This window comes from Nocardioides mangrovi, from assembly GCF_020073815.1.
Classification (GTDB): domain Bacteria; phylum Actinomycetota; class Actinomycetes; order Propionibacteriales; family Nocardioidaceae; genus Nocardioides; species Nocardioides mangrovi.
Genome location: NZ_JAIQZJ010000007.1, coordinates 63,272 through 79,985 on the forward strand (window position 1 = coordinate 63,272; position 16,714 = coordinate 79,985).

The window sequence follows — 16,714 nt, forward strand, 5'->3', positions numbered from 1 at the left end:
GGGTCAGTGCCCGCGACCCCCGCCGTGGCCGTTGCCGTTGCCGTTGTTGCCCGGCCCGTTGTTGCCGCGTCCACCGCCGTTGTTGGTCGGCTTCGGCGGCGCGATGCCGTTGGACTCGTAGATCGTGATCACCGACCCGGACGGCGCGGAGCCGGACGGTGAGGTGTAGGCGACGTACCCGGCGGGGGCCGTCGAGTTGACCGCGCCACCGCGGATCGGGTTGAAGCCCGCGCCCTTGAGCACGCTCATCGCCTCGGTGACGCTCATGCCGGAGACGGACGGCACCGTGGTGGTGACGCCCGAGACCTCGGTCGCGTCGGGGGCGACGAAGTCGGTGTCCGGGAAGGTGCCCTGGATCGCCTGCATCGCCTCGGCCCACATCGGACCCGCGAAGCCGGAGCCGGACACGGAGCTGTCGTAGATGTAGGTCCCGTGGATCGTCAGCCCGGCCAGCGGGATCGGCCGCTGGCCGTCCTTGCTCGCGCCGGCGATCATGGCCGCGGTCGCCATCGAGGTCGTGTAGCCGACGTACCAGACCGACTTGCCGTCCTGGGTGGTGCCGGTCTTCGCGGCCGACGGGACGTTGAGGCCGGTGTGGCCGATGTCGTAGCCGAAGCCGCCCGGCTCCTGGACGCCGCGCAGCACGTCGTTGACGGCGTCGGCCGTCGACTGCGGCAGCGCCTGCTGGCAGTCGTTGGAGTACTTCTTCAAGACGTTGCCCGAGGAGTCCTCGATCGAGGTGACCGGGTGGGCGTCGCAGTGCAGGCCGCGGGCGGCGAAGGTCGCGTAGGCCTCGGCCATCTCCAGCGGGCTGGCGTTGGCGATGCCGAGGGTGAAGGTCGGAACCCGCTCGGCACCGTTGCCCTGGGCGTCACCGGTCGGGTTGGTCAGCTCGACGCCGAGCTTCTTGGCGATCTGGAACGGCTTGCACACGCCGGTGGCCCGCTCGAGCATCGCGTAGAAGGTGTTCACCGACTTCTGCGTGCCGTAGTAGAGGTCCATGTTCATGGTGCTCGTCGTGGTCGACGACGAGACGTCCCAGACGCCTGCGAAGGACGGAGCCCCCGGACAGTTGGCGAACTCGTCCTGGTCGATGGTCATGCTCACGGGCGTGTTGAACGTGGTGGAGAGCGGGATGCCCTCGTTGACCGCGGCCGCCAGCACGAACGGCTTGAAGGTCGAGCCGGCCTGGAAGCCGGCGGAGTCGCCGTACTTCGTCGGCACGGCGTAGTTGAGGAAGGTCTCGCCCTGGGCCTCGCTGTTGCCCATGGGTCGCGACTGGGCCAGGGCGCGGACCTCGCCGGTGCCGGGCTGGACCATGGCCATCGCGCCGACCGCCTGGTCGCCCTTGCTGACGTGGTCGGTCACCGCCTTGTCGGCGGCCGCCTGGTCCTGGAGGTTCAGCGTGGTCCGGATCGTCAGGCCACCGGACTTGAGCAGCTGCTTGCGCTCGGCCACGGACTTGCCGAGCGACGGGTCCTGGAGGAGGTAGTTGTACGCGTAGTCGCAGAAGAAGGGGGCCCGCGAGTAGAGGCAGCCGTTCTTGGCCGGGATGACGTGCAGGCCGAGCTTCTGCTCCTTGGCGTGGGCGGCGCGCTCGCGGCTGATGACGTGGAGCTCGGCCATCCGGTCGAGGACGACGTCGCGGCGCTCGATCGCCCGGTCGGGGGAGTTGGTCGGGTCGTAGCCCGTCGGGTTCTTCACCAGGCCGGCGAGCGTGGCCGCCTGGCGCAGGCCCAAGTGGCTGGCGTTGACGCCGAAGTAGTGCTTGGCCGCCGACTGGATGCCGTAGGTGCCGTCGCCGAAGTAGGCGATGTTGAGGTAGCGCTCGAGGATCCAGTCCTTGGAGTGGTGCTGCTCGAAGGCGATCGCGTAGCGCAGCTCGCGCAGCTTGCGGGCGTAGGTGTCGTCGGTCGCGGCCTTCTTCTCCGCGCGGGTGTCCGCCTGCTGCACCAGCGTCAGCTTCACCATCTGCTGGGTGATCGACGAGCCGCCCTGGACCACGCCGTCGTTGGCCTGGTTGGTGATCAGTGCGCGCAGGGTGCCCTTGAGGTCGAGCGCGCCGTGCTCGTAGAAGCGGGAGTCCTCGATCGCGACGATCGCCTTGACCATGATCCGGGAGACCTGGTCCAGCGAGACGTTGACGCGGTTCTCGTCGTACAGCGTCGCGATGACGTTGCCGTCGCTGTCCAGGATGCGCGTCTTCTGCGGCAGCGGGTCGGTCTCGAGCTCGGCCGGGAGGTTGTCCATCGTCTTGGCGACGTTGCGGGCGCCGACGCCCGCGACGCCCGCGAACGGGATCACGAGGCCGGCCACGAGCACGCCCACGACGCCCGCGACGGCGAGCATCACGAGCAGGTGGGAGGCGACGCGACCGGCGGTGGGGCGCTCGTCGCGCGGGACGGACATGCGGAGGAGTTTACGGGACCTGACCTGAGCCGGCCGATTCAGCGACACCACCCCCCGGGTGGCGTCCGGAACCACCCCCAGGGTCAGGCGTGGCCCGGAGGGACTAGTCCGAATGGACTATGAGATTTGGACCCATGGGGTCTGTTTCTGAGGTGACAGGCTCCTTAACTTCTTTACCGAGGGGAACTATCCCGGGTAGACGTCATGGGGACGCCGCCTATCTCGGAGTGATGTGGGGACATCATGTGGGTTGAAGATTGGGCAAGCGCTGCCGCGTGTCGGCAGGCGCAGCCGGACCAGCTGTTCGTGCGTGGGGCCGAGCAGAACAAGGCCAAGCAGCTCTGCACCGGGTGCCCGGTGCGCACCGAGTGCCTCGCGGAGGCGCTCGACAACCAGATCGAGTGGGGTGTCTGGGGCGGCATGACCGAGCGGGAGCGCCGTGCGCTGCTCCGCCGCCGGCCGAACGCCTCGTGGCGCTCCGTGCTCGAGGCCGCCCGTGAGCAGGGCACGCCGCTGACCGTCAAGGTCTCGGTGTAGCGAGCAGCTCCCCGACCCGCCGCAGCCCGGCGAGGTCGTGGACGTCGCCGGCGAGCGCCGGGACGACGGCTGTCGGCACCTGCGGGTGCGCGGCCGCGAAGCGCTCCCGGAGCCGGGCCTCGCGCTCGACCATGCGGGCCTGGTCTGCGTGCAGGCGCAGCAGCCCGGCGGTCAGCGACGCCGTCGGCGACTCGTCGGCGCGCTGCCGGAGCCGGGTCGAGGCGGCCATCGCCTCGTCCGCCGAGAGGTGGCCGCGCGGCTCGGGGCTGGCCCGGTTGACGATCAGCCCGGCCAGCGGCATCGACTCCTCGCCGAGGCGCTCGACGAAGTACGCCGCCTCGCGCAGCGCGTCCGGCTCGGGCGCGGCGACGACGAGGAACGCCGTCCCGTCGGCCTGGAGCAGCTCGAACGTCTTCTGCGCGCGCTGGCGGAAGCCGCCGAAGAGCGTGTCGAACGCCGCGACGAAGGTCTGCATGTCGCGCAGCACCTGCGCGCCGATGATCTTGTTGAGCGCGCCGGTGATGATCCCGAAGCCGGCGCTCATCAGCTTGGCCGGTCCCTTCGCCGGGGCGAGCAGCAGCCGGATGAACCGGCCGTCGAGGAAGCTCGACAGCCGCTCCGGCGCGTCGAGGAAGTCGAGCGCCGAGCGCGACGGCGGGGTGTCGACCACGATCAGGTCGTAGGTGCCGTCGGCCTGCGCGGCGGCGTGGATCTGCCCGAGCTTCTCCATCGCCATGTACTCCTGCGTGCCCGCGAACGAGCTCGACAGCGCGACGTAGAAGGGGTTGTCCAGGATCTGCTTCGCCTTCTCCGAGGTGGCCTGGCTCTCCACCACCTCGTCGAAGGTGCGCTTCATGTCGAGCATCATCGCGTCGAGGCTGCCGCCCTTGCGGTTGCCCTTCGCGTTGGTGCGCAGGCCGGTGACCGGCCGCGGGGTGTTGTCCAGCTGCTCGATGCCCATCGACTGCGCGAGCCGCTTGGCCGGGTCGATGGTGAGCACCACGACCCGGCGGCCGCGCTCGGCCGCCCGCAGCGCGAGGGCCGCGGAGGTCGTGGTCTTGCCGACGCCGCCCGACCCGCAGCAGACGATGATGCCGGTGCCGCGGTCGTCGAGCAGCGCGTCGACGTCGATCGCCGGCGCGGTGCCGTTGGTCGTCGCCAGTGGGCCGACCCGGGTACGGCTCTTCATCCGGGGTCCCCGCGGAAGTGCGGACTGGAGGAGCGCAGCGGGGGAAGGCCGCAGTTCTGTGGGGTGGTCATGCCAGGCCCTGGGTCTTGAGGAAGCCGGCGAGCTCGTAGAGGCCGCCGAGGTCGACGCCGCCGGCCAGCCGGGGGAGCTCGTACGTCGGGCGCCCGAGCCCGCCGACCACGGCGTGCTGGGCGTCCTCCAGGGCGCGCCGCTCGGCGTGGTCGTGCGCCTCGGCGACCAGCCCGTCGACCAGCCCGTCGCCGGTGTCGACGCCGGCCTCCTTGAGGTCGCGCGCGATGCCGGCTGCGTCGAGGTGGCCGGCGCGCGCGGCGTCGAGGTCCGCCGCCGAGATGTCGCGCGGGCGGACCTGGTTGACGATCACCGCCCCGACCGGGAGCCGCGCGGCCTGCAGGTCGGCGATCCCGTCGGCGGTCTCCTGGACCGGCATCTCCTCGAGCACGGTCACCAGGTGCACGGCGGTCCGGGGCGAGCGGAAGAGCGTCATCATCGTGTCGGACTGGCTCTTGATGGGGCCGACCTTGGCCAGCCCCGCCAGCTCGCCGCTGACGTTGAGGAACTGCGTGATCCGCCCGGTCGGCGGGGCGTCGAGCACGACCGCGTCGTAGCGGGTGGCGCCCTTGTTGCGGCTGTTGCGCTGGACCGCCTCGAAGACCTTGCCGGTCAGCAGCACGTCACGGACGCCGGGGGCGATCGTGGTCGCGAACTCGACCACGCCGAAGCGGTCGAGCGCCTTCCCGGCCCGGCCGAGCTTGTAGTACATCGCGAGGTACTCCAGCAGCGCGGACTCCGCGTCGATGTGGAGCGCGTGCACGACGCCAGGGGACCGGTCGCCGACCCGCAGGCCGGTGGCGATGCGGCGCTCGGCGTACGGGAGCGGGTCGACGTCGAACATCCGGGCGATGCCCTGGCGACCCTCGACCTCGCACAGCAGCACCTGCTTGCCCTGCGAGGCCAGCCCGAGCGCGAGCGCCGCGGCGACGGTCGACTTGCCGGTGCCGCCCTTGCCGGTGACGACGTGGAGGCGCACCCGCGACCAGTCGGCGTCCACCGGCTGCTGCGTCATGCCGGACAGCGTAGGCGGGGCGACGCGGTCAGCGCAGTGACGTCGACAACCCGTGGGCCGCCCGGAGCAGCAGCGCGCCCAGCTCGGGACGCCGGTCCGCGCCGAACCGCTGCTCGACCCCGGTCAGGCTGAGCGCCCACTGCGGCCGGCCCGCGGCGTCGAAGACCGCGGCACCCATGCCCCAGCTGCCCTCCACGAGCAGGCCGGGGTTGACGGCGTACCCGAGGTCGCGGGTCCCGGCGATCCGTGCACGCACCCGGTCGGGCGCGTGCTCCGGGCCGTACGCCGCCGCGAGGTCCGCGCGGCCGAGGTGGGCGTCGACCTCGGCGTCGGTCAGGTAGGCGAGCACCGCCATCCCGGCCGACGCGACGCCGAGCGGGAAGCGGATGCCCTCGTGGAGCACGTGGGAGCGGATCGGGAAGCTGCCGTCCTCGCGGAGCAGGCACACGGTCTCGTCGCCGCGCCGGGCGGAGAAGAAGGCGCTCTCGCCCGTGGCCAGCGCGAGCTGGCGGACGAACGGCTGGGCGACCTCCGTGACGTCGTACCGGCTCGTGGCGGCGGCGCCGAGGAGGTAGAGCTCGGGCCCGAGCAGCCAGCGGCCGTCGGGGCCGCGGTCGACCAGGCCCTCGCCGAGCAGCGAGGTCAGCAGCCGGTGGACGGTCGGGCGGGCCAGGCCCGCGGCGCGGGCGACCGACGACGTGGTCGCACCGGCGGGCTCCTGCGCCGACACCGCCCGCAGCACGGCGCCGACCCGGCCGACCACGTCCGTTGGGGTGTCCATTCAGCGAACGCTAGTGCACGGCTCCGTCCACTCGGTGACTGATTCCCGTCTGCTGGATGGTCGGGCGTTGACCGGGCCGACCGGGCGGTCTTGGATCGACGGCATGGACAAGGTGGTGGCGTCGGCCGCGGAGGCCGTCGCGGACATTCCGGACGGCGCGACGCTGTCGGTCGGCGGCTTCGGGTTGTGCGGGATCCCGTCGGTGCTGATCGAGGCGTTGCTGGAGGCGGGCACGACCGACCTCGAGGCGGTCTCCAACAACTGCGGCGTCGACGACTGGGGCCTGGGGCTGCTTTTGGCGCAGAAGCGGATCCGGCGGATGGTCTCGTCGTATGTCGGGGAGAACAAGGAGTTCGCCCGTCAGTACCTCGCCGGTGAGCTCGAGGTCGAGCTCACGCCGCAGGGCACGCTCGCCGAGCGGATGCGGGCCGGGGGCACCGGGATCGCGGCGTTCTTCACCCCGACCGGCGTCGGCACCCAGGTCGCCGAGGGCGGCCTGCCGTGGCGGTACGACGGGGTGGGCAACGGGCCGGAGAACGTGGTCGTGTCGTCGCCGGCCAAGCAGACCCAGGTCTTCGAGACCGCGGAGGGCCCGAAGGAGTTCGTGCTCGAGCACGCGATCGTCTCGGACTTCGGGCTGGTGCGGGCCTGGAAGGGTGACCGGCACGGCAACCTCGTCTACCGCCAGTCGGCCGGCAACTTCAACAACGTGGCGGCGATGTGCGGCCGGGTCACGGTCGCCGAGGTCGAGGAGCTGGTCGAGCCCGGCGAGCTCGACCCGATGCAGATCCACACGCCCGGGGTCTTCGTGCAGCGCGTGGTCGCGCTGACCGCCGAGCAGGCCGCCGACAAGCGGATCGAGAAGCGGACCGTCCGGGAGGTGTCGGCGTGAGCTGGACGCGTGAGGAGATGGCCGCCCGGGCGGCCTCGGAGCTGTCGGACGGTTCCTACGTCAACCTGGGGATCGGGCTGCCGACGCTGGTGCCGAACTACGTGCCCGACGGGGTCGAGCTGGTGCTGCAGAGCGAGAACGGCGTGCTCGGCACCGGCGCCTACCCGACCGAGGACGAGGTCGACGCCGACCTGATCAACGCCGGCAAGGAGACCGTCACCCTTCGGCCCGGCGCGAGCATCTTCGACTCGGCGACGTCGTTCGGGATGATCCGCGGCGGCAAGATCGACGCCGCGATCCTGGGTGCGATGCAGGTCTCGAGGGCCGGTGACATCGCCAACTGGATGATCCCCGGGAAGATGGTCAAGGGGATGGGCGGCGCGATGGACCTCGTCAACGGCGCCAAGCGGGTGATCGTGCTGATGGAGCACGTCGCCAAGGACGGCACCTACAAGATCGTCGAGGAGTGCTCGCTGCCCTACACCGGCCGCGGCTGCGTGCAGCGGATCATCACCGACCTCTGCGTCCTCGACGTGGCCCCCGCATCCGAAGGGGGAGGGCTCCGCCTGGTCGAGCTCGCCCCGGGCGTCACCGAGGACGAGGTCCGCGAGAAGACCGAGCCGGAGATCATCACCTCCTGAACGCCGGGCCGATGTCACGTCCCGGGCCTGCTGTCTCGTCAGTCAGGCATGGACAAGACTGAGCAGATGAAGATCGCCGTCGCCGGGGGCACCGGCGTCGTCGGGCGCCACGTCGTGGACGTCGCGCGCGAGCGCGGGTACGACGTCGTGGTGCTCTCCCGCGGGGAGGGCGTCGACCTCACCACCGGCGCCGGGCTCGCCGAGCGGCTCGCCGGCGTCGACGCCGTCATCGACGTCACGAGCGTGCGGACCCAGCAGAAGGAGGCGTCCGAGGCCTTCTTCGGCGGCGTCACCCGCAACCTCCAGGCCGCGGGAGCGGCGTACGTCGTGGCCCTCTCGATCGTCGGCGTCGACGACGTCGAGACCGGCTACTACGCCGGCAAGCGGCTCCAGGAGCGGCTGCTCGCCGAGGGCGCGACCCCGTGGTCGGTGCTGCGGGCGACGCAGTTCCACGAGTTCGCCGAGCAGGTCCTCGGGTTCGTGCGGGTCGGGCCCTTCGCCCTGGTGCCGCGGATGCTGAGCCAGCCGGTCGCCGCGCGCGAGGTCGCCGAGGCACTGGTCGACCTCGCCGAGGCGGGTCCGTCGGGGCGGGTGCCGGATCTCGCCGGGCCGGAGCGCCTCGACATGGTCGACCTGGCCCGCAGGGTCGCGGCCGGTCGCCCCCGCGTCGTCCCGGTGCGGGTGCCGGGCGCCGCCGGGCGCGCGATGCGCTCGGGAGCCCTCTGCCCGACCGGACCGGGGCCGCGCGGGTCGATCACGTTCGACGCCTGGCTCGCGGCCCGATGACCGACGGGCTGGCGGCGGCGTACGACGCGGAGCGGGCGCGCCTGGTGCGGGTCGCCTACGCGATCCTCGGCAGCCACGCCGAGGCCGAGGACGTCGTCGCCGACTGCTGGCTGCGCCTGGTCGCGGCCGACGGGCGCGAGCCGGTGCGCGACGTCGCCGCCTGGGCGACGGTGACCGTCGCGCGGGCCGCGCTCGACGTGCTGCGCTCGGCGCGCGTGCGCCGTGAGTCGTACGTCGGGCCGTGGCTGCCCGAGCCGGTCGTGGCGGGGCTCGAGGACCGGGTCTCGCTGGACGACTCCGTCCGCTACGCGCTGCTGGTCGCCCTCGAGCGGCTCAGCCCGGCGGAGCGGACGGCGTGGGTGCTGCACGACATCTTCGAGATGCCCTTCGCCGAGGTCGCCGCCGCGGTCGGGCGGACGCCCGAGGCGGTGCGTCAGCTCGCCCGGCGGGCGCGGCAGCACGTCGCGGCCGGGACGCCGCGGGTCGAGGTCGACCCGTCCACCCACGACCGGGTGGTCGGCGCCTTCCTGGGAGCCGCGGCCGGCGGCGACCTGTCCGGCCTGGTGCGGCTGCTCGACCCGGCCGTCGTCCTCACCAGCGACGGCGGCGGGGTCGTCAACGCCGCGCGCCGCCCCGTGGTCGGCCCGGACCGGGTCGGCCGCTTCATGGCCGGCGTGACCCGCAAGCCGGGCACCGCCGAGATCGTGGTCGTCAACGGGCGCACCGGCGTCGCCTTCTACGACGCCGACGGGCTCCACTCGGTGCTGTCCTTCACCGTCGACGGCGAGCTGATCACCCGCATCGACATCATCCGCGCGCCCGAGAAGCTCCGGTCCGTGTCGCGGTGACCAGGGCGAGCGCGGCGATCGCGCAGGCGAGCACGAAGACGGAGAGGAAGGGGTCGAGCCCGCCCCGGTCGGCCGCACCGAAGACGACGCCCGAGAGCGACAGCGAGAGCGCGGCGCCGAGGGAGTCGGCGACCGAGAGGGCCGAGGAGTTGAAGCCGCGGTCGGCGTCGGTCGACGCCGCGAGCATCGCGACGCCGGTGCGCGGGTAGCCGAAGCCCATCCCGGCCCCGGCCAGGACGTACGACGCCATCGCGAGGCCCCAGGGCAGGTCGGCGGCCACGACCACCGTGAGGGCGACCAGCCCGGCCAGCAGCAGCCCGGCGCCCCAGCAGATCGCGGTCCGGTGCGAGACGCGGTCGCCGACCCGGGACTGCGCCTGGCTGGCGGCGGCCCACACGACCCCGACCCCGGTGAGCGCGAGCCCGGCCCGGCCGGCGGAGAGGCCCCAGTGGTCCATCAGCACGAAGACGACGTACGCCTCCCCGACGAAGAAGGCCGCACTGATCAGCCCGCGGCCGGCGACCACGGCGGGCAGCCCCGCGCGGGCGACCAGCGCGCCCGCGGGGAGCAGCCGGCGCAGCGCGGCGACCACGACGAGCCCGGCTGCGAGGGCCAGCAGCGAGACCGGCAGGTGGCGGGAGCCCAGCAGCTCGAGCGCGAGCACGGCGACCGCGGCGACGACGGCCCAGACGAGCCGGCTGCGCGGAGTGGGCGTGCCCGCGACCGGTGGCGCCAGCCGCAGCAGCGCCGGCGCGACGAGGGCGGCCGCCCCGGCGACCAGCACGACGGCGCCGAGGAAGACCCACGACCAGCCGAACGTCGCCGCGACCCATGCCGCCAGCGCCGGGCCGAAGAGGGTGGGCAGCACCCAGGCGGCCGCGAAGGTGGCGAAGACCGCCGGCTGGAGGCTCGGCGGGAAGACGAGTCCGACCACGACGTACAGCCCGACGGTGAGGGCGCCGCCGCCGAGTCCCTGGACCACCCGCCCGGCCACCAGCACCTCCATCGAGGGCGCCGTGCCGCAGACGACCAGCCCGAGACCGAAGAGGAGGAGTGCGGCCACCAGCGGGATGGCCGGCCCGCGCCGGTCGCTCCACGCGCCGGACGCGACCATGCCGACCACCCCGCTGGCGAGCGGCGCGGCGAACGAGAGCGCGTAGAGACCGACCCCGTCCAGGTCCGCGGCCACCGTCGGCATCACCGTGGTCACCGCGGTCGCCTCGAAGGCCACCAGCGCGCAGAGCGCGAACATCCCCACCGTGGTCACGGCGTACGCCGGGGAGAGCAGCCGGACGCGCGGCTCGGCGGCTGCGGTGGCTCCGGTGGCGGGGAGGGTGCTAGTCACGGGGTGACGCTAGAACCTCAACCATGGTTGAGGTCAATCGGGTTCTCGGTGAGGCTCGAACGAGGGATTCGGCAGTCAAGTGACACTTTGACGCCCGTTTCCGTGGGGTCGAATCCATGACGACCTGCGAATGCGCCCGGATCGGCCCGACTGGTCCGTTCGGACCGTGCCAACTAGCTGGTCGTAGTCCACTCGGACTATTTCGGACGAGAAAGCCGAAGGAATCCGCAAGACGACGTCACGATTTCGGACGTGACCCGTTCCGAAGCCGTGACCCACGCTGACACCTCGGCCGCCCGTCCCGTCGACCCCGCCGCCCTGGCGGAGCAGCACGTGCCGCTCGTCGCGCACCTCGTGCGCGAGGTCTCGGCCCGCATCCCGGCCACGGTCGACCGCGACGACCTCCGCTCGGCCGGCCTGGTGGCCCTGGTGATGGCGGCGCAGTCGTTCGACCCGGAGCTCGGTGTGCCGTTCCCGGCGTACGCCGGCACGCGGATCCGGGGCGCGCTGCTCGACGAGCTGCGGTCGATCGACTGGGCCTCGCGCTCCGTCCGTCGCCGGGGTCGCGAGATCGAGGCCACCCGGCAGCGGCTCGCCAACGCGCTCGGCGCCTTCCCCGACGACGCCAAGGTCGCCGAGGCGATGGGTGTCTCCGTCGCCGACATCAACCGCGCCGACGCCGACGTCTCCCGGGCCACCGTGCTCTCCATCCACGCCACCGAGGACGGCACCCTCGACCTGCCCGAGTCGCGCGTCCTCGGCCCGGCCGAGGTCTGCGAGCGCACCGAGCAGCTGGAGTACCTCGCCGACGCCATCAGCGAGCTCCCCGAGCGCCTCCAGATGGTCGTCCGCGGCTACTTCCTCGAGCAGCGGCCGATGGCCGAGATCGGCGAGCTGCTCGGCGTCACCGAGTCGCGCGTCTCCCAGCTCCGCGCCGAGGCCCTCGTCCTCCTGCGCCGGGTGATGACCGAGGCGCTCGAGCCGCAGCTGGCCGAGGCGCCCGCCGACCGCGCCGGCGTCGCCGAGCGGCGCAAGGCCGAGTACGTCGACTCCGTCGTCGCCCGTCACGCCGCCCGGCGGGTGCCGACGGTCGCCGTCTCCGCCTGACCGTCAGTCCAGCGTGAGCCCGGCTGCGGGCGCCACCCGCGCCGCCCGACGGGCCGGTAGCACGGCGGAGACCAGCCCGGCCGCTCCCGAGACCAGCACCACCAGGGCGAGCTGACCCCACGGCAGCACCGTCGGGGCCCGGTCGACCGCGGCCTGCACCAGTGCGTGCACCGCCACCCACGCGAAGCCGACGCCGATGAGGGTGCCGAGCACGGTGGCGACCACCGACAGCAGCACCGCCTCCATCGCGAGCGTCGCGCGGAGCTGGCGCCGGGTCAGCCCCAGTGCCCGCAGCAGCGCATTCTCCCGGCCGCGCTCGAGCACCGACAGTCCCAGCGTGTTGCCGATGCCGATCAGCGCGATGACCACCGCGATCCCGAGCAGGGCGACGACGGTCCCGGTGAGGATGTCGAGCTGCAGCAGCACCCACGCGCGGTCTCGCAGCCCGTCGACCAGGTCCGCCCCGGCCGGCCGGGCGAGCGCGTCCAGGTCGCCTCCGAGATCCTCTGCGTCGGCGCCGTCGGTGGCGCGCACCCAGACCGCCCACGGCTGCGGTGCCCCGGTCAGCCCGCTGAGCGTGGTGGGTGCGACCAGTGCTGCCTCACCGAACCCGGTCGTGCCGCGCACCCGCAGCACCGTGCTCCGGCCACCGATCCGCACGGTCGCCCGGTCGCCGTCGTGCAGGCCGTTCCGAAGGAGGTCCCGGGGGAGCCAGACCTCGTGCGCGCCGGGGTGGGCCGGACGGGGCGAGCCGTGCACGACCGCGTCGGTCCCGGTGACCGCGACGACCGGCAGTCGGCCGGCGCCGGTGACCGAGCCCACCGCGCCCTCGAGCGCGACGGCGGAGCCGACCCCGGGTGTGCCGCGCACGTCGTCGACCAGCCCGGCGGGCAGTGCGGAGCCCGAGCCGGTGAGGGTCACGTCCACCGGGTAGTCGGAGTCGAGGTCCGCCTCGACGGCGCTCCGTGAGCTGGCCAGGCCGACCAGGACGGCCGTGGTGAGGGTGACGCCGACGAGCAGGGACGCCGTCGTGGCGGCGGTCCGGCGCGGGTGGCGCACGGCGTTGTGGGCCGCCAGGCGCGCGGGCGCGCCCAGCATCCGTCCGCCCACGACCCCGACCGCGCGGATCAGCCCGGGGACCAGCACCGGGCCCAGGAGCAGCACGCCACTGAACGAGACGGTGCCCCCGAGCACCATCGCGGACGGGCTGGTCGCGCTGATCGAGAGGGCAAGGAGGCCGACGCCGGTCGCGACGGCGACCAGGCCGAGGAGCACCCGCATCCGGCCGGCGCCGGTGTGGACGCTCGTCGAGTCGTCGGGACGGAGCGCGGCGAGGGGGCTGACCCGGACCGCCCGCCGCGTGGGCAGCCAGGCCGCGACCACGGTGACGAGCACCCCGGTGACGAGGGCACCGACGTACCAGCGCGGGTCGGGGACGGGGAAGGCCATGCTGCCGCTCGGCAGCGCGCCCTTCGCGAGGGCGACCAGCAGGTAGCCGAGGCCGGTGCCGGCGACCAGGCCGAGCGCGGCGGAGGCGACTCCGAGCGCGAGCGCCTCGAGCCGGACCGCCCGGAGCACCTGGCGGCGGGTGGCCCCGACGCAGCGGAGGAGCGCGAAGTCGCGGGCGCGCTGGGCGAAGAGGATGGAGAAGGTGTTGGCGATGACCAGCACCGACACGAAGAGCGCGATCGCGGCGAAGACGAGCAGCAGGATCGCCAGCACGTTGACCTCGTTGGTCAGCTCGGCCTGGCGGTCCTCGACGAAGGCGTCGCGCGACTGCACGCGTGCGCCCGCTGGCAACGCGTCGGCGAGGGAGGCCGAGCCGGGGCCGGCGTACGCGACGGAGTCGACCCACAGGTCGTCGTCGACGGCGTGGAGGTCCGGCCAGGTCAGGTAGAGGTCGGCGCCGGCGCTGGCGGACGGGGTGTCGACGAGGCCCACGAGGGTGGCCTCGACCGTGTGGCGCCCGGTGCCGATCTCCACGGGGTCGCCGACGGCGACGTCGCGGCCCTTGACCGCGTTGGTGTCGGCGACGACCTCGCCCGGTCCGGTCGGGAAGCGTCCCTCGCGCAGGACCTGCCAGCGCAGCGCCGGGTCGGTGGCGATCCCACCGACGTCGGTTCGCTCGCCGACCAGGCGGCCGCCGATCCGCACCGGCTGGGGCGTCCAGCCGAGCACCGCGGCCGCGTCGTCGCCGGCCTCCGCATGCCCGACGATCCGGGCGGCCTGGTCGGCGTCGACGTCGGTGACGACCACGTCGGCGCCGCGGTAGGGCAGCTCGACGCCGGCCACCAGCCCGGCGCGGGTCGCGTCGGAGAGCAGGCTGGTGACGACGATGAAGGAGACGCCGATGACGACCGCGATGGCCGCGGAGACGTAGCGGCGGGTGTGGGTGCGCAGCGACGCGCGCAGCACGGTCCTCATGCCGCGGGTCCCGCGACGACACCGTCGGCGATGACCACGACGTCGTCGGCGTACGTCGCCGCACCGTCCTCGTGGGTCACCATGACGACCGTCTGGCCGAGCTCGCGCACGGAGCGGCGCAGGAAGCCGAGGACCTCGGCGGAGGTCTCGCTGTCGAGGTTGCCGGTGGGCTCGTCGGCGAAGACGATGGCCGGCCGGCTGACCAGCGCGCGGGCGATGGCCACGCGCTGCTGCTGACCGCCGGAGAGCTCGGCGGGACGGTGGCCGAGCCGGTCGCGGATGCCGAGCACGTCGACGACCAGGTCGTAGCGGGCGCGCGCCTCGGCGTCGAGGCGGCGGCCGGCGAGCTCGAGCGGGAGGAGGATGTTCTGACCCGCGGTGAGCATCGGGAGCAGGTTGAAGGACTGGAAGACGAAGCCGACGTGATCGCGACGGAAGATCGTGAGCGCGGTGTCGTCCAGGTCCTGCAGTGCGCAGCCGGCGACGGTGACGCTGCCGGAGGTCGGGGTGTCGAGGCCGGCGAGGCAGTGCATGAGCGTGGACTTGCCCGAGCCGGACGGGCCCATGATCGCGGTGAACTGGCCGGCGGGCAGGTCGAGGTCGACGCCGCGGAGCGCGTGGACGGCGGTGTCGCCGCGTCCGTAGACACGGGTGAGGCCGCGGGCGCTGGCGGCGAGGGCGGTGGCCTGGGTGGCGGTCGTGGTCATGACCACGACTCTCGCGAGGACCGAGCGGCCGATCGTCAGCCCGCGGGACGGTCCCGGCGTACGACTCAGGTCGTACGCACCAGGCCGGTCTCGTACGCCAGCACGACCAGCTGCACGCGGTCGCGCGACCCCGTCTTGGCCAGGAGCCGGCCGACGTGGGTCTTCACGGTGGCCTCGGCGACGACGAGGTCGGCTGCGATCTCGGTGTTCGACCGACCGCGACCGATGAGCACCAGCACCTCCCGCTCGCGGTCGGTGAGGCCGAGGAGCCGCTCGTCGGGCGCGGCGTCGCCGGGCTCCGGCAGCACCGCGGCGAACCGGTCGAGCAGCCGCCGCGTGGTGCTCGGTGCGACCACGGAGTCGCCGGCGTGGACGGTACGGATCGCGGTGAGCAGGTCGTCGGGAGGAGCGTCCTTGAGCAGGAACGCCGCGGCCCCGGCCTTGATGGCGGCGAACGCGTACTCGTCGAGGTCGAACGTCGTCAGCACCACGATCCGGGGCAGCTCGCCCCGCCCGGTGAGGGCGCGGGTCGCCTCGACGCCGTCCAGACGCGGCATCCGGACGTCCATCAGCACCACGTCGGCGCGGGTGACGCCGAGCCGCTCGACCGCCTCGCCGCCGTCACCGGCCTCGCCGACCACGGTCATGTCCGCCTGGCTCTCGACGAGCATCCGGAAGCCTCCACGCACCAGCTGCTGGTCGTCGACGAGGAAGACCCGGATCTGCTCGTCGCTCACAGCGGCATCCTCGCCGCCACGCGCCAGCCGCCACCGGGCCGAGGTCCGGCCTCGAGGGTGCCGCCGTGGGCGGTCACCCGCTCGCGCATGCCGAGGAGGCCGAGTCCGCGCCCGTCCGCCGGAGCGCTCGCACCGCGACCGTCGTCCTCGACGAGCACGGTGACGGCGTCGCCGACCGCGACCTCGACCCGGGCGTGGGCGTCGGGGCCGGCGTGCCGGCGGACGTTGGTCAGCGCCTCCTGGACGACGCGGTACGTCGTGAGCGCGACCCCGTCCGGCACACCGGACGCCGGGGAGGGCAGCGTCGCCGCGACGTGGTCCCCCGCGACCAGGCCCGCGAGGTCCGCCAGACCCGGCTGCGGCCGGGTGCCGGTCGGGTCCTCGGAGCGGAGCAGGCCGAGCATCCGGCGCATCTCCACGAGCGCCTCCCGCCCCGTGGCCGAGATCGTCGCGAGGGCGTCGGCGGCGACGGTCGGGTCCTGAGGGGCGGCGTAGCGGGCGCCGTCGGCCTGCACCACGATCGTGGACAGCCCGTGCGCGACGACGTCGTGCATCTCGCGGGCGATCCGGGCCCGCTCGTCGGCGGCCGCCAGGGCGACCTGCTGCTCGGCGTCGCGGCGGATCTGCTCGGAGCGCTCGACGAGCGCGTCGACGTACGCCCGGCGGGTACGGGCCAGGGCGCCGAGGGCCCAGGCGCTGACCACGATGGTCGCGATGGTGGTCGTGTAAGCGACGACCGGGTCGGCCTCGAGGTCGCCGCCGAAGCCGAGGACCCAGCGGATGGCGGCGACCACGGCACCGCAGAGACCGACGCCCAGCGCCGCGAGGCCCCTCCCGGTGGAGGCGAAGCGGGCCACGGAGTAGACGGCGACCGGGAAGGCGACCTGGCTCCAGAGCGGGGTGTCGAGGAGCACGGCCTGCGCGGCACTGGCGGTCGCGACGACGGCGTAGGCGAGCACGGCGTGGTGGCGTCGCCAGAAGAGGGGGACCAGCTGGGCGACCGCGAGACCGAAGCCGGCCCACCCGGCGTCCGTGAACGGGATCGCCAGGGCCGGCAGGAGCAGGGCGGTCGCGAGCGTCGCGTCGAACCACCGCTCGCCCCGAGGCCCGAGTCGCCAGGGCTGACGGTGGGCGAGCGTGGTCACGTCAGCGACCCTAGTTGTGGGCGCTGCCACGCGCGTCCGACCACGGGTGGACGCGCGTGCGGCAGCGTACGCCGCGAGTAGG

At 73.5% G+C, this 16,714-nt stretch carries 15 protein-coding genes; 6 read left to right on the forward strand and 9 right to left on the reverse strand.

The window, feature by feature from the left end:
• Positions 1 to 3 precede the first annotated feature (3 nt).
• Positions 4 to 2,409, reverse strand: coding sequence for a transglycosylase domain-containing protein (locus K8U61_RS12830; protein ID WP_224123423.1), 2,406 nt, complete (start codon positions 2,407 to 2,409; stop codon positions 4 to 6).
• 243 nt (positions 2,410 to 2,652) lie between these two features.
• On the opposite strand from K8U61_RS12830, the gene K8U61_RS12835 reads away from it, so the two are divergent.
• Positions 2,653 to 2,946 (forward strand): WhiB family transcriptional regulator, encoded by a 294-nt coding sequence (locus K8U61_RS12835; RefSeq protein WP_224123424.1) that lies wholly within the window; start codon positions 2,653 to 2,655, stop codon positions 2,944 to 2,946.
• Here the strand turns inward: K8U61_RS12835 and bagB are convergent.
• The 3 genes from bagB to K8U61_RS12850 form a co-directional block, all read right to left on the reverse strand.
• Positions 2,930 to 4,135: an ArsA family ATPase gene (gene bagB / locus K8U61_RS12840; protein ID WP_224123425.1), complete on the reverse strand. Its 1,206-nt coding sequence runs from the start codon at positions 4,133 to 4,135 to the stop codon at positions 2,930 to 2,932. The genes K8U61_RS12835 and bagB overlap by 17 nt on opposite strands.
• A gap of 67 nt (positions 4,136 to 4,202) precedes the next feature.
• The gene (bagA, locus tag K8U61_RS12845; protein ID WP_224123426.1) at positions 4,203 to 5,219 is read right to left on the reverse strand and encodes an ATPase BagA; all 1,017 of its coding nucleotides are present in this window, start codon (positions 5,217 to 5,219) and stop codon (positions 4,203 to 4,205) included.
• 28 nt (positions 5,220 to 5,247) lie between these two features.
• On the reverse strand, positions 5,248 to 6,000 hold the full coding sequence (locus tag K8U61_RS12850) for an IclR family transcriptional regulator (protein WP_224123427.1): 753 nt from the start codon (positions 5,998 to 6,000) through the stop codon (positions 5,248 to 5,250).
• A gap of 103 nt (positions 6,001 to 6,103) precedes the next feature.
• Here K8U61_RS12850 and K8U61_RS12855 point away from each other — a divergent pair, with 103 nt between their 5' ends.
• The 4 genes from K8U61_RS12855 to sigJ are packed head-to-tail and all read left to right on the forward strand — an operon-like array spanning position 6,104 to position 9,167.
• Entirely contained in the window at positions 6,104 to 6,892 is a 789-nt protein-coding gene (locus tag K8U61_RS12855) for a CoA transferase subunit A (RefSeq protein WP_224123428.1), read from the forward strand.
• A complete protein-coding gene (locus K8U61_RS12860) occupies positions 6,889 to 7,533 on the forward strand; it encodes a CoA transferase subunit B (RefSeq protein ID WP_224123429.1) in 645 nt (214 codons plus the stop codon). Before K8U61_RS12855 ends, K8U61_RS12860 begins: the two co-directional genes overlap by 4 nt.
• Positions 7,534 to 7,581: 48 nt before the next feature.
• Positions 7,582 to 8,319, forward strand: coding sequence for an SDR family oxidoreductase (locus tag K8U61_RS12865; protein WP_224123430.1), 738 nt, complete (start codon positions 7,582 to 7,584; stop codon positions 8,317 to 8,319).
• The gene (gene sigJ / locus K8U61_RS12870) at positions 8,316 to 9,167 is read left to right on the forward strand and encodes an RNA polymerase sigma factor SigJ (protein WP_224123431.1); all 852 of its coding nucleotides are present in this window, start codon (positions 8,316 to 8,318) and stop codon (positions 9,165 to 9,167) included. Before K8U61_RS12865 ends, sigJ begins: the two co-directional genes overlap by 4 nt.
• Here the strand turns inward: sigJ and K8U61_RS12875 are convergent.
• Positions 9,127 to 10,512, reverse strand: a complete 1,386-nt coding sequence (locus tag K8U61_RS12875) for an MFS transporter (RefSeq protein ID WP_224123432.1) — start codon at positions 10,510 to 10,512, stop codon at positions 9,127 to 9,129. The two genes, sigJ and K8U61_RS12875, sit on opposite strands and share 41 nt — an antisense overlap.
• Before the next feature lie 252 nt (positions 10,513 to 10,764).
• Between K8U61_RS12875 and K8U61_RS12880 the strand changes: the two genes are divergently transcribed.
• Complete coding sequence (locus tag K8U61_RS12880) at positions 10,765 to 11,619, forward strand: sigma-70 family RNA polymerase sigma factor (RefSeq protein WP_224123433.1); 855 nt, start codon at positions 10,765 to 10,767, stop codon at positions 11,617 to 11,619.
• Positions 11,620 to 11,622: 3 nt separating this feature from the next.
• On the opposite strand, the gene K8U61_RS12885 is transcribed toward K8U61_RS12880, so the two are convergent.
• The 4 genes from K8U61_RS12885 to K8U61_RS12900 form a co-directional block, all read right to left on the reverse strand.
• Entirely contained in the window at positions 11,623 to 14,043 is a 2,421-nt protein-coding gene (locus K8U61_RS12885) for an ABC transporter permease (protein ID WP_224123434.1), read from the reverse strand.
• Positions 14,040 to 14,750: an ABC transporter ATP-binding protein gene (locus K8U61_RS12890; RefSeq protein WP_224123435.1), complete on the reverse strand. Its 711-nt coding sequence runs from the start codon at positions 14,748 to 14,750 to the stop codon at positions 14,040 to 14,042. Before K8U61_RS12890 ends, K8U61_RS12885 begins: the two co-directional genes overlap by 4 nt.
• Before the next feature lie 65 nt (positions 14,751 to 14,815).
• The gene (locus tag K8U61_RS12895) at positions 14,816 to 15,487 is read right to left on the reverse strand and encodes a response regulator (protein ID WP_224123436.1); all 672 of its coding nucleotides are present in this window, start codon (positions 15,485 to 15,487) and stop codon (positions 14,816 to 14,818) included.
• Positions 15,484 to 16,632: a sensor histidine kinase gene (locus K8U61_RS12900; RefSeq protein ID WP_224123437.1), complete on the reverse strand. Its 1,149-nt coding sequence runs from the start codon at positions 16,630 to 16,632 to the stop codon at positions 15,484 to 15,486. Before K8U61_RS12900 ends, K8U61_RS12895 begins: the two co-directional genes overlap by 4 nt.
• Between the last annotated feature and the right edge of the window lie 82 nt (positions 16,633 to 16,714).